8 protein-coding genes are annotated in these 12,754 nt (G+C 58.4%); 1 reads left to right on the top strand and 7 read right to left on the bottom strand.

Going from position 1 to position 12,754, the window contains the following annotated elements; genetic code table 11:
* Nucleotides 1–100: 100 nt before the first annotated feature.
* The 3 genes from mazG to rlmD form a co-directional block, all read right to left on the bottom strand.
* Entirely contained in the window at nucleotides 101–892 is a 792-nt protein-coding gene (gene mazG / locus P349_RS06940) for a nucleoside triphosphate pyrophosphohydrolase (RefSeq protein ID WP_032648097.1), read from the bottom strand.
* 66 nt (nucleotides 893–958) lie between these two features.
* Entirely contained in the window at nucleotides 959–3,190 is a 2,232-nt protein-coding gene (relA, locus tag P349_RS06945; RefSeq protein WP_024909268.1) for a GTP diphosphokinase, read from the bottom strand.
* Nucleotides 3,191–3,241: 51 nt separating this feature from the next.
* Complete coding sequence (gene rlmD / locus P349_RS06950; RefSeq protein ID WP_032648099.1) at nucleotides 3,242–4,540, bottom strand: 23S rRNA (uracil(1939)-C(5))-methyltransferase RlmD; 1,299 nt, start codon at nucleotides 4,538–4,540, stop codon at nucleotides 3,242–3,244.
* 57 nt (nucleotides 4,541–4,597) lie between these two features.
* Between rlmD and barA the strand changes: the two genes are divergently transcribed.
* The gene (gene barA / locus P349_RS06955; protein WP_024909270.1) at nucleotides 4,598–7,357 is read left to right on the top strand and encodes a two-component sensor histidine kinase BarA; all 2,760 of its coding nucleotides are present in this window, start codon (nucleotides 4,598–4,600) and stop codon (nucleotides 7,355–7,357) included.
* Between the two features lie 97 nt (nucleotides 7,358–7,454).
* Here the strand turns inward: barA and P349_RS06960 are convergent, their stop codons facing one another.
* From P349_RS06960 to gudP, 4 genes are all read right to left on the bottom strand, one after another.
* The gene (locus tag P349_RS06960) at nucleotides 7,455–8,594 is read right to left on the bottom strand and encodes a glycerate kinase (RefSeq protein WP_032648102.1); all 1,140 of its coding nucleotides are present in this window, start codon (nucleotides 8,592–8,594) and stop codon (nucleotides 7,455–7,457) included.
* Between the two features lie 77 nt (nucleotides 8,595–8,671).
* Complete coding sequence (gudD, locus tag P349_RS06965) at nucleotides 8,672–10,009, bottom strand: glucarate dehydratase (RefSeq protein WP_032648104.1); 1,338 nt, start codon at nucleotides 10,007–10,009, stop codon at nucleotides 8,672–8,674.
* Between the two features lie 15 nt (nucleotides 10,010–10,024).
* On the bottom strand, nucleotides 10,025–11,365 hold the full coding sequence (locus P349_RS06970; protein ID WP_032648105.1) for an enolase C-terminal domain-like protein: 1,341 nt from the start codon (nucleotides 11,363–11,365) through the stop codon (nucleotides 10,025–10,027).
* The gene (gene gudP / locus P349_RS06975; protein WP_024909274.1) at nucleotides 11,365–12,720 is read right to left on the bottom strand and encodes a galactarate/glucarate/glycerate transporter GudP; all 1,356 of its coding nucleotides are present in this window, start codon (nucleotides 12,718–12,720) and stop codon (nucleotides 11,365–11,367) included. Before gudP ends, P349_RS06970 begins: the two co-directional genes overlap by 1 nt.
* Between the last annotated feature and the right edge of the window lie 34 nt (nucleotides 12,721–12,754).

Raw genomic sequence — 12,754 nt, 5'->3', positions numbered from 1 at the left:
GGAGTGAGAAAATAGCCCCTTTTGGGTAAATGTTTTTGACGCAAATCAAGCGCTTGTCATTTAAAAAATCACACAAATTGCGCTTGATCGCAAAATTCCGTTAGAGATCAGATTCCTGGCGCTTTACTTCCTGCCAGACTTCTTCCATCGCGTCGAGGTCAATACCGCTCATTTCCAGGCCTCGCGAAGCGACAATCCGCTCAACTTCGCGAAAGCGTCGTTCGAATTTTAAGTTGGCTTTTTGCAGGGCGGTTTCCGCTTTTACACCCAGGTGGCGAGAAAGATTGACGGTCGCAAACAGCAGGTCGCCCATCTCTTCCTCAAGCTTTGCTTCATCCACCACCGCCTGCTGCGCTTCGTGCATGACTTCATCAATCTCTTCGTGCACTTTATCCAGCACCGGGCCGAGGGAGGTCCAGTCAAAACCGACGGCGGAGCAGCGTTTCTGGATTTTATGTGCGCGCATCAGCGCGGGCAGGCTCAGCGGAATATCATCCAGCGCGGAGTGCTGGGATTTTTCCGCCCGCTCGGCGCTTTTGATCTGCTCCCAGCGGGCCAGCACCTCGGCGCTGTTCCCTACGGTGGCATCGCCAAAAATATGGGGATGACGGCGCTCAAGCTTGTCGCTGATGGCAGCGCAGATATCGTCAAAGTTAAAGCGCCCTTCTTCCTGCGCCATCTGCGCGTAGAACACCACCTGGAACAGCAGATCGCCCAGTTCACCGCGCAGGTCGTCAAAATCTTCACGGGAAATGGCGTCCAGCACCTCGTAGGTCTCTTCAAGGGTGTACGGGGCGATGGTGGCGAAAGTCTGCTCTTTGTCCCACGGGCAGCCGTTTTCCGGGTCGCGCAGGCGTTTCATGATGCCGAGCAGGCGGTCGATTTGAGTCATAGTACTGTCCTGATGAAAAAATGCCGGGTGGCGGCGTTGCCTTACCCGGCCTACGTAAGAGGATGTTTAACCGCCGTGCAGACGACGCGCGTCAATCACATCCGGCACCTGGTTCAGCTTGCCGAGCACGCGGCCCAGCACCTGCAGGTTGTAGATTTCGATGGTCATATCGATGGTGGCAAGCTGCTCGCGGGTATCGCTGCGGCTGGCAACGCCCAGCACGTTGACCTTCTCGTTGGCGAGAATGGTCGTGATGTCGCGCAGCAGGCCGCTGCGGTCGTTGGCGGTAACGCGCACCACCAGCGAGTAGCCGGCGGAATAGCTCTCACCCCAGACCGCTTCCACGATGCGCTCCGGCGCATGCGACTGAAGCTCGGCAAGCTGGTCGCAGTCGGAACGGTGAATCGAAATCCCGCGCCCCTGGGTGATAAAGCCGACGATATCGTCGCCCGGAATAGGCTGGCAGCAGCGGGCAATGTGGTGCATCAGATTGCCCACGCCCTCGACCACCACGCGGCCATTGTCTTTGCTGCGCTGCTGCGGCGCGTAGGTTTTCTGCTGCAGCTGCTTCAGCGCCGCCGCGTCCTGCTCTGCCGCGCTTGGCTTATTGAACTGCGCCTGCAGGAAGTTCACCATCTGATTCAGACGGATATCACCGCCGCCGATCGCCGCTAACAGCTCGTCAAGCTCGTTGAAGTTGTAGCGCGGCAGCAGGAATTTCTCCGCCTCTTTCAGGCTTATCCCGATATGCTCCAGCTCGTCGTCGAGGATCTGGCGACCGGCAAGGATGTTCTTGTCACGATCCTGTTTACGGAACCAGGCGTGAATTTTCGAGCGTCCGCGGCTGGTGGTGACATATCCCAGGTTCGGGTTAAGCCAGTCCCGGCTCGGGTTGGGCTGCTTCTGGGTAATGATTTCAATCTGGTCACCCATCTGCAGCTGATAGGTGAACGGTACGATTCGTCCGCCGATTTTCGCCCCGATGCAGCGGTGCCCCACATCGCTGTGGATGTGGTAGGCAAAATCGAGCGGCGTAGAGCCCGCAGGCAGGTCGACAACGTCCCCTTTCGGGGTAAAGACATAGACCCGGTCATCAAAGACCTGGCTGCGCACTTCGTCGAGCATCTCGCCGGAGTCGGCCATCTCTTCCTGCCACGCAATCAGCTTGCGCAGCCAGGCGATGCGGTCTTCGTGGCCTGAACGCGCCCCGCCGGACGTGCCTTCTTTGTATTTCCAGTGCGCGGCGACGCCCAGCTCGGCGTCCTCGTGCATCTGTTTGGTGCGGATCTGAATCTCGACCGTTTTGCCGCCTGGGCCAAGCACCACGGTATGAATAGACTGATAGCCGTTCGGTTTGGGGTTGGCGACATAGTCATCGAACTCATCGGGCAGATGACGAAAGTGAGTGTGCACTATCCCCAGCGCGGCGTAGCAGTCCTGCAGACGCTCCGCCACGATACGCACGGCGCGCACGTCAAACAGCTCGTCAAAGGCGAGGTGTTTCTTCTGCATTTTGCGCCAGATGCTGTAGATATGCTTAGGCCGCCCGTAGACTTCGGCGCGCACGTTCTCTTCTTTCATCGACTGGCGCAAGCCGCCGACAAATTCCTCGATATAGTGCTCGCGGTCGATGCGGCGCTCGTGCAGGAGTTTGGCAATACGTTTATATTCCGCCGGGTGCAGATAGCGGAAGCAGTAATCTTCCAGCTCCCATTTCAGCTGACCAATCCCTAAGCGGTTCGCCAGCGGCGCATAGATGTTTGTACACTCTTTGGCGGCGAGCACGCGCTCGTCTTCCGGCGCATCCTTCACCTCGCGCAGGTGGGCAATACGCTCGGCCAGCTTGATGACCACGCAGCGGAAATCATCCACCATGGCCAGCAGCATCCGGCGAACGTTATCAACCTGTTCTGAGGAGACGGAATCGGTGTGCGCGGCTTTGAGCTGGCGGATGGCCGCCATATCGCGCACGCCGTGGATCAGCGCGACGACGGATTTCCCGACGCTGTCGCGCAGCACGTCCTCGCTGACCACGTCCGCATCCGCGAGAGGGAACAGCAGCGCGGCCTGCAGCGTTTCGATATCCATGTTCAGCATGGACAGGATTTCAACCATCTCCACACCGCGCCACAGGAGAAGATCGGCGTCGGGATGCCCCTGCGTGGTGCGCAGACAATAGGCCCAGGTTTCGGTTAAGCGTTCACACGACTGCTGGCTGGAAATTCCCAGACTTGCGATCCATTTTTGTGGGTCAAACTCCCCAGCTTTATTGAGATGTGCACTTCTTACCGCAACCATTGTCCTCTCCTTTAGGGACCAGGGCCTGTCGAAGTCGACAAGCCAAACAAATTAGATGTGCTCGAACAACACCATCGATTCCAGATGACCAGTGTGCGGGAACATGTCCAGCATTGCCAGACGCTGAATCTGGTAACCCGCGCTAATTAATGCCTCACTGTCCCGGGCAAGCGTTGCCGGGTTACAGGAAACATAGACCACACGCTTTGGCGCGAGTTTAATAATATGTGCCATCACACCTGGGGCACCGGCACGCGCCGGGTCAAGCAGGATTTTATCAAAGCCCTGTTTTGCCCACGGCTGTTGGGTGACATCTTCCTCAAGATTTTGATGAAAGAATGTCACATTTTGCAAGCCGTTCTGCTGTGCGTTCTCCTGCCCTTTCGCCACCAGCGCCTCAACACCTTCCACGCCGACGACGCTGGCCGCTTTTCGCGCCAGCGGCAGCGTGAAGTTGCCCATTCCGCAGAACAGATCGAGCACCCGATCGCTTTTCTGAACATCCAGCCACGCCAGCGCTTTCTCAACCATCTGCTGGTTAACACCGTCATTCACCTGAATGAAATCCCGCGGGCTGAACGTTAAGCGTAGTCCGTTTGACGCATACCAGGGCACCTCACCGGTAACCTGCTCAAGTATCTCGCTTTGTGGTGCAAGGAAAAGCGCCAGGTCGTGTGAATGCGAAAAGCGTTCCAGTTTTTCGCGATCTTTTTTCGACAACGGCGCGGTATGGCGCAGGACCATCAGCGGCCCATTGTTGGCCATGACCAGTTCGACATGCCCGAGATGGCGAATGCCGTCCAGCCCGGAGAGGCAGGTGCGCACATCCGGAAGCAATGCCTCAAGATGGGGCACCAAAATGGGGCACTGCTTCACATCAACGATGTCGCTGGAGCCGGCCTTGCGAAACCCCATCTCCAGCCGATCCGTTTTTGGCTGATAGCTGAGGCTCAGGCGTGCGCGCCGACGATAGCCCCAGGGCTCATCGGCGAGAATTTCATTAACGTCATGTTTAAGCAGACGCGCCAGCGCGCGGCTTTTGCTTTTTTGCTGTAATTCTGTGCTCGCGTGCTGTTGCTGGCAGCCCCCACAAACGCCAAAATGTGGACAGCGGGGATTCACGCGCTCCGGACTATCGTTGAGGCGACGCTTAACCTGCCCGCGCGCGAACTGGCGTTTATCTTCCGTCAGCGTAATTTCTGCTCGTTCTGTTGGCAGTAAACCTGTTATAAACAGAGCCTTACCATTGTGACGTGCCACTCCCTGACCAAACGGATCAAGGTCCGTGGCTTCAACAGTGATGATTTGACGCGTCGTCACGCGTCGCTTTGCAGAGTAGAATTGCGCCATCGCCGAGATTTTTCTCACATAAACATAATTATCTTAATTGTCCCATAACGGAACGCCATGACCAACTACAGCCTGCGCGCGCGCATGATGATTTTGATCCTCGCCCCCACCGTTCTCATCGGTTTGCTGCTGAGTATCTTCTTTGTGGTGCACCGCTATAACGATTTGCAGCGACAGCTGGAGGATGCAGGCGCCAGCATTATCGAACCGCTTGCCGTTTCCAGCGAATACGGCATGAACCTGCAAAACCGCGAATCCATTGGGCAGTTAATCAGCGTACTCCACCGGCGCCACTCGGACATCGTACGCGCCATTTCCGTTTACGACGAACATAACCGCCTGTTTGTCACCTCGAATTTTCATCTCGATCCGGCGGCCCTGAAGATCCCGGACGGTACGCCGTTCCCACGCCACCTCACCGTATTGCGGCGCGGCGATATCATGATCCTGCGCACGCCGATCGTGTCGGAAAGCTATTCACCCGATGAGTCTGCGCAATCTGACGCCAAATCCAGCAATAATATGCTGGGATATGTGGCGCTGGAGCTGGATCTCAAGTCGGTCCGGCTACAGCAGTATAAAGAGATCTTTATCTCTGGCGTGATGATGCTGTTCTGCATCGGCATTGCGCTGATCTTCGGCTGGCGCCTGATGCGCGACGTGACGGGCCCCATCCGCAACATGGTTAACACGGTTGACCGCATCCGCCGGGGACAGCTCGACAGCCGGGTGGAAGGGTTTATGCTGGGCGAGCTGGATATGCTGAAGAACGGCATCAACTCGATGGCCATGTCGCTGGCGGCGTACCACGAAGAGATGCAGCACAACGTTGACCAGGCGACGTCCGACCTGCGCGAAACGCTGGAGCAGATGGAGATCCAGAACGTTGAGCTGGATCTGGCGAAAAAGCGCGCTCAGGAAGCGGCGCGTATTAAGTCGGAATTCCTGGCCAATATGTCGCACGAGCTGCGTACGCCGCTCAATGGCGTGATCGGATTCACCCGCCTGACCCTGAAAAGCGAGCTCAACCCGACCCAGCGCGATCACCTGCACACCATTGAGCGCTCGGCCAACAACCTGCTGGCGATCATCAACGACGTGCTGGACTTCTCCAAGCTGGAGGCGGGCAAGCTGATCCTGGAGAGCATTCCCTTCCCGCTTCGCAGTACGCTCGATGAGGTGGTGACGCTGCTCGCGCACTCGTCGCACGACAAAGGCCTTGAGCTGACGCTCAACATTAAAAACGACGTGCCGGATAACGTCATTGGCGATCCGCTGCGCCTGCAGCAGGTCATTACCAACCTTGTCGGGAATGCCATTAAATTCACCGAAAGCGGTAACATCGACATTCTGGTAGAAAAACGCTCGATCAGCAGCAATAAAGTGCAGATTGAAGTCCAGATCCGCGATACCGGCATCGGGATTCCGGAGCGGGATCAGTCGCGTCTGTTCCAGGCGTTCCGTCAGGCGGATGCCAGTATCTCCCGCCGTCATGGCGGCACCGGTCTGGGGCTGGTGATCACGCAACGCCTGGTGAACGAGATGGGCGGCGATATCTCTTTCCACAGCCAGCCGAACCGCGGTTCAACCTTCTGGTTCCACATTAATCTGGACCTCAATCCGAACGTGCTGACCGATGGCCCGGTGACGGACTGCCTGAAAGGCAAGCGTCTGGCCTACGTTGAACCTAACGCTGCAGCGGCGCAGTGCGCGCTCGACATCTTAAGCACCACGCCGCTGGAGGTGGTCTACAGCCCAACCTTCTCCGCCCTGGCCGTTGAGCATTACGACATCCTGCTGATGGGGATCCCGGTCACCTTCACCGGCGAGCTGACCATGCAGCAGGAGCGGCTGGCAAAAGCCGCGTCGATGACCGACTACCTGCTGCTGGCGCTGCCTTGCCACGCGCAGCTCAATGCAGAAGAGTTGAAAAATGACGGGGCCGCCGCGTGTCTGCTGAAACCGCTCACCGCGACCCGCCTGCTGCCTGCGCTCACGGAGTATTGCCGTCTCAGCCAGCATGCCCTCCCGATGATTGACGATGAGCAAAAATTGCCGATGAGCGTGATGGCGGTGGATGATAATCCGGCCAACCTGAAGCTCATTGGCGCATTGCTTGAAGACCAGGTTCAGCATGTGGAGCTGTGCACCAGCGGCGCGCAGGCGGTCGAGCAGGCTAAGCAGATGCAGTTTGATTTAATCCTGATGGATATTCAGATGCCGGGCATGGATGGCATTCGGGCCTGCGAGCTGATCCACCAGCTGCCGCATCAGCAGCAAACGCCGGTGATTGCAGTCACCGCACACGCGATGGCCGGTCAAAAAGAGAAGCTGCTGAGCGCCGGAATGAATGATTATCTGGCGAAGCCAATCGATGAAGAGAAACTTCATAACCTGCTGTTACGCTATAAGCCGGGTCATATTGGCGGGACGTACACGGTATCCAGCGAGCCGGTTGAAATAACCGTCAACCAGAACGCGACCCTTGACTGGCAGCTTGCTCTGCGCCAGGCGGCAGGTAAACCCGATTTGGCCCGCGAGATGCTGCAAATGCTGGTCGCGTTCCTGCCGGAAATTCGCAATAAGGTGGAAGAGCAGCTGGTGGGTGAAAACCCGGAAGATCTGCTGGAAGCAATCCACAAGCTGCACGGTAGCTGCGGGTACAGCGGCGTACCGCGGCTGAAAAACCTCTGCCAGCTGCTGGAGCAGCAGCTGCGTGCCGGTACGCCGGAATCGGAGCTTGAACCGGAGTTCCTGGAGCTGCTGGATGAAATGGATAACGTGACGCGGGAAGCGATGAAGGTGTTGGGGAGCTGAGGTAGAAGCCCGGTGGCGGCTTCGCCTTACCGGACCTACGATTGCGGGTGCGGCCTGATGCCCTCACCCCGCCCCTCTCCCACGGGGAGAGGGAGAACTACATCCCCTGCCCGACTTTCAGCACCGCCGCGATATTCCTTGCGGCCATCCTGACGTTCTCGCCGGCATTTTCCAGCGCGTCTTCCAGCGAGCAGATGGTGTAGATCACGCTAAACACGGCATCAATGCCGTGATCGTGAACCACACCAACGTCCGCCGTCAGGCTGCCTGCAATGCCGATAACGGGTTTGTTAAAGCGTTTCGCCACTTTTGCCACGCCCACCGGGACTTTGCCGTGGATCGTCTGGCTGTCGATGCGACCTTCTCCCGTGATCACCAGATCCGCATCGGCCACCTGGTCGGCCAGGTGTAGCGCATCGGTCACGATCTCAATGCCCTGGCGCAGCTGCGCGCCGCAAAAGGCGTACAGCGCGGCCCCCATGCCACCCGCCGCGCCGCCGCCAGCAAGGTTAAGCACATCGATATCCAGATCCCGGGCAATCACGCTCGCATAGTGCGCCAGCGCGTTGTCCAGGGTAACGATCATCTCGGGAGTGGCCCCCTTTTGCGGGCCAAATACGGCTGACGCGCCATCCTTTCCGGTAAGCGGATTCGTCACATCACAGGCGACCTCTATCCGGCACTCCGCCAGACGTCTGTCCAGCCCGCTCAGGTCGATACGCGCGAGTTTTCCCAGCTCGCCCCCACCCTGCCCAAGAGGCTGTTCGCTGGCGTCGAGCAATTTAGCGCCCAGCGCCTGCACCATCCCTGCGCCGCCGTCATTGGTGGCGCTGCCGCCAATGCCAATGATGATATGCTTAACGCCCGCATCCAGCGCATGCCGAATCAGTTCGCCCGTGCCCCAGGAGGTGGTTTTCAGCGGATTACGCTGCGAAGGCGCAACCAGCTCCAGGCCGCTTGCCGCCGCCATTTCAATAAAGGCACTCTGCTCGTCACCGGATAAGCCATAAAACCCGTCCACGCGCTCACCCAGCGGGCCGGTCACCGGAACATGTACAATGCGTCCCTGCGTTGCCGCGATCATCGCCTCAACCGTCCCTTCGCCACCGTCCGCGACCGGCAGTTTGACGTAAACCGCCTCGGGAAAGATCTCGCGAAAACCACGTTCTATCGCTGTCGCAACCTCAAGCGCACTCAAACTTTCCTTATACGAGTCCGGTGCGATAACAATTTTCATAAGCCATCCTTACGCATAGTCGTTACGTTAAGCATACACCACGTAAAAGACCGCCCTTGGGAGCGGTCCCAATGCGTTTATCGTACCATGCACGGGCGTTTATTGTCGAATGTCCAGTCCGGGATCAGATACTGCATCGCCATCGCGTCGTCACGCGCGCCCAGACCGTGTTTTTGATACAGCTCGTGGGCCTTCATGACCTGATCCATATCCAGCTCAACCCCCAGCCCCGGGGTGGAAGGCACCTGCACCATGCCACCTTTGATCTCAAACGGCTGCTTAGTCAGACGCTGGTTACCTTCCTGCCAGATCCAGTGGGTGTCGATAGCGGTAATCGTCCCCGGCGCGGCGGCGGCGACGTGAGTGAACATCGCCAGAGAGATATCGAAGTGGTTGTTAGAGTGCGAGCCCCAGGTCAGGCCAAACTCATGGCACATCTGCGCCACGCGCACCGACCCCTGCATCGTCCAGAAGTGCGGGTCCGCCAGCGGAATATCAACAGACTGCAATGACAGGGTGTGTCCCATCTGACGCCAGTCGGTCGCAATCATATTGGTCGCGGTCGGCAGCCCCGTAGCGCGACGGAATTCCGCCATCACTTCACGTCCTGAGAAGCCTTGCTCTGCCCCACACGGATCTTCCGCATATGCCAGCACGCCTTTCAGCTGTTTACCGATCGCAATGGCCTCATTAAGCGACCATGCGCCGTTCGGATCCAGCGTCACGCGCGCCTGCGGGAAGCGTTTTGCCAGCGCGGTCACGGCTTCCGCCTCTTCCTCACCGGCCAGCACGCCGCCCTTCAGTTTGAAATCATTGAAGCCATATTTTTCATAAGCGGCTTCCGCCAGGCGCACCACCGCATCCGGAGTCATCGCCTCGTCGTGGCGGAGCCGGTACCAGTCGCATTGTTCGTCCGGCTGGCCCTGGTACGGCAAAGGCGTCAGCTTGCGGTCGCCAACAAAGAACAGATAGCCCAGCATTTCCACTTCGCTGCGCTGCTGACCCTCGCCCAGCAGCGACGCAACGTTGACGCCCAGATGCTGACCCAGCAGATCCAACAGGGCGGATTCAATCCCGGTCACCACGTGAATGGTGGTGCGCAGATCGAAGGTCTGCAGGCCACGCCCACCGGCATCGCGATCGGCAAAGGTGTTGCGCACAGTGTTGAGGACATTTTTGTACTCACCCAGCGTTTTGCCCACCACCAGCGGAATGGCATCTTCCAGCGTCTGGCGGATCTTCTCCCCGCCCGGAATTTCGCCCACGCCCGTATGGCCGGAATTGTCTTTGATAATGACAATGTTGCGGGTAAAGAATGGCGCATGCGCGCCGCTCAGGTTCATCAACATGCTGTCATGGCCCGCAACCGGAACGATCTGCATGGCGGTAACTACAGGGGTAGAAAAAGTACTCATCGTTCAATCCTTTTATCAGTGACGTCCGAAAACAGGGCGCTTACGGTCAAATGTCCAGCCGGGAATAAGGTACTGCATCGGGCCCGCGTCGTTACGCGCGCCGCCCGGCAATTTTTTATACGCCTCATGGGCTTTATGGATCTGATCCCAGTCAATCTCCACGCCCAGGCCCGGCGCATCCGGTACGGCAATTTTGCCCTCTATGATTTCCAGCGGATTTTTCGTCAGGCGGGCTTCCCCTTCCTGCCAAATCCAGTGGGTGTCGATGGCGGTCGGGTTACCCGGCGCCGCCGCGCCAACGTGGGTAAACATCGCCAGCGAAATATCAAAGTGATTGTTCGAGTGACAGCCCCAAGTCAGCCCCCAGTCGTCGCACAGCTGCGCCACGCGCACTGCGCCTGAAAGCGTCCAGAAGTGCGGGTCCGCCAGCGGTATGTCGACGGCGTTCAGCATCACCGCGTGACCCATTTCGCGCCAGTTGGTGGCGATCATATTGGTCGCGACCGGCAGCCCGGTGGCGCGACGAAACTCAGCCATGACTTCACGGCCCGAAAAGCCCTGCTCCGCGCCGCAGGGGTCTTCCGCATAGGTCAGGACATCCCCCAGCCCTTTGCACAGGCTAATCGCTTCATCCAGCAGCCATGCGCCGTTGGGATCGACGGTGATCCGTGCATCCGGGAAGCGCCTTTTCAGCGCCCGGGCCGTGTCAATCTCCTGCTCGCCGGGCAGCACGCCGCCCTTCAGCTTGAAATCCTTAAAGCCGTAGCGATCCTGCGCCGCCTCGGCCAGCTGCACCACCGCGTCGCTGGAGAGCGCTTCCTGATGGCGCAGCTGATACCAGTCGTGGTCGCCCGCGGTTCGGGCCAGATAGGGGAGATCGGTTTTATTGCGATCGCCAACGTAGAACAGATAGCCCAGCACGGTGACCGCATCGCGCTGTTTACCGGGCCCCAGTAGCTCGCAGACCGGGACATTGAGCGCCTTACCCAGTAAATCGAGCAGGGCGGCCTCCAGGGCGGCGACCGCGTTGACGCGCAGTTCAAACGTCCAGGCACCTTTACCGAACGTCTCAAAGTCTGCCGACTGATTGCCCTTATGCACCCGCTGAACCACCTTGTTCAGACGGGCCACTTCCTGGCCCACGACCTGCGGAATGGCATCGACCAGCGTCTGGTAAATCACCTCTCCGCCAGGGGCCTCGCCCACGCCGGTATTTCCTGCGCTGTCTTTCAGCACGACGATATTACGGGTAAACCAGGCGTTATGCGCACCGCCAATATTGAGCAGCATGCTGTCCTGCCCGGCCACCGGGATGACCTTCATCTCCGTGACGATTGGACTCGATTGCGTTGTCATCAGCCACGCTCCGCAACAGGTTTAAGTTCGACGCGTTTGATATCCCCCACCAGCACCAGGTAACTCAGCACCGCCACCAGCGCATGCACCCCTACGTAAATCAGCGCACCGTTAAAGGAGCCGGTGGTACCGACGATGTAGCCGATAGCGATTGGCGTAACAATCCCGGAGATGTTGCCGAACATGTTGAACAGACCGCCGCTCAGGCCGCTGATCTCTTTCGGGGCCGTATCCGCCATCACCGCCCAGCCCAGCGCGCCAATGCCTTTGCCGAAGAAGGCCATCGCCATAAAGCCGATAATCATCCACTCGGCATTGACGTAGTTACAGAACACCATGGTCATGGAGAGCAGCATGCCGAGCACGATAGGCGTTTTACGCGCGATGTTCAGTGACCCCGTGCGGCGCATCAGCCAGTCGGAAATCACCCCGCCGAGCACGCCCCCCACGAAACCGCAGATTGCCGGGACCGAGGCGACGAATCCCGCTTTCAGAATCGACATACCACGGGCCTGAACCAGGTATACCGGGAACCAGGTGATGAAAAAGTAGGTCAAGGCGTTGATACAATACTGGCCCAGATAGATGCCGATCATCATGCGCGAACCGACGAGCTGCTTGATCTGCGCCCATTTCTGGCTGAACGGGACCTTCGCCGTCGAGGATTTCTGATCCATGTTGATCAGCGCGCCGCCTTCCGCTATGTACTCCAGCTCCTTTTTGTTCACGCCAGGGTGCTGGTTGGGTTCGTGGATCACTTTCAGCCAGATAAAGCTGATGACGATCCCGAGTCCGCCCATAAAGAAGAAGACGTGCGACCAGCCCACCTCATGGGTCAGCCAGCCCATGATTGGCGCGAAGATCACCGTTGCGAAGTACTGTGCGGAGTTGAAAATCGCCACCGCGGTTCCCCTCTCCTGCGCCGGGAACCAGGCAGCGACAATGCGGCTGTTGCCGGGGAAGGATGGCGCTTCCGCTAAGCCAACCAGGAAGCGCAGCGTGAAGAGTGCCACGATAATGCCGAAGCCGCTGAAGATATCGACGAAGCCCTGCAGCAGGGTAAAGGCAGACCAGATAAAGATGGACCAGAAATAGACGCGTTTAGATCCAAAACGGTCCAGCAGCCAGCCGCCAGGAATTTGCCCGATGACGTAGGCCCATGAGAATGCGGAGAAAACGTAACCCATGCCCACGGGATCAAGGCCGATATCTTTTGCCATTTCCGAACCGGCAATCGACAGCGTGGCGCGGTCACCATAGTTAAAGGACGTGACGATAAACAGCATCACCACTATCCAGTAGCGGGCGTTGGTGCGCTTTTCAGCGCTGCTCGCCGCGTGGCTTAATGTACTCATTGTTGCACTCCTGAAACATAGCTTTCGCCAGGTT

It is taken from the genome of Enterobacter sp. DC4, from assembly GCF_000568095.1.
Taxonomy (GTDB): domain Bacteria; phylum Pseudomonadota; class Gammaproteobacteria; order Enterobacterales; family Enterobacteriaceae; genus Enterobacter; species Enterobacter pseudoroggenkampii.
The sequence above is the reverse complement of the archived record's forward strand: the minus strand, read 5'-3'. Positions and strand labels throughout refer to the sequence as shown.

Excerpts from the sequence above, each read along its gene's own strand:
- gudP (WP_024909274.1), bottom strand. The coding sequence starts at position 12,720 with ATGAGTACATTAAGCCACGCGGCGAGCAGCGCTGAAAAGCGCACCAAC.
- rlmD (WP_032648099.1), bottom strand. The coding sequence starts at position 4,540 with ATGGCGCAATTCTACTCTGCAAAGCGACGCGTGACGACGCGTCAAATC.
- relA (WP_024909268.1), bottom strand. The coding sequence starts at position 3,190 with ATGGTTGCGGTAAGAAGTGCACATCTCAATAAAGCTGGGGAGTTTGAC.
- barA (WP_024909270.1), top strand. The coding sequence starts at position 4,598 with ATGACCAACTACAGCCTGCGCGCGCGCATGATGATTTTGATCCTCGCC.
- mazG (WP_032648097.1), bottom strand. The coding sequence starts at position 892 with ATGACTCAAATCGACCGCCTGCTCGGCATCATGAAACGCCTGCGCGAC.
- P349_RS06970 (WP_032648105.1), bottom strand. The coding sequence starts at position 11,365 with ATGACAACGCAATCGAGTCCAATCGTCACGGAGATGAAGGTCATCCCG.
- P349_RS06960 (WP_032648102.1), bottom strand. The coding sequence starts at position 8,594 with ATGAAAATTGTTATCGCACCGGACTCGTATAAGGAAAGTTTGAGTGCG.
- gudD (WP_032648104.1), bottom strand. The coding sequence starts at position 10,009 with ATGAGTACTTTTTCTACCCCTGTAGTTACCGCCATGCAGATCGTTCCG.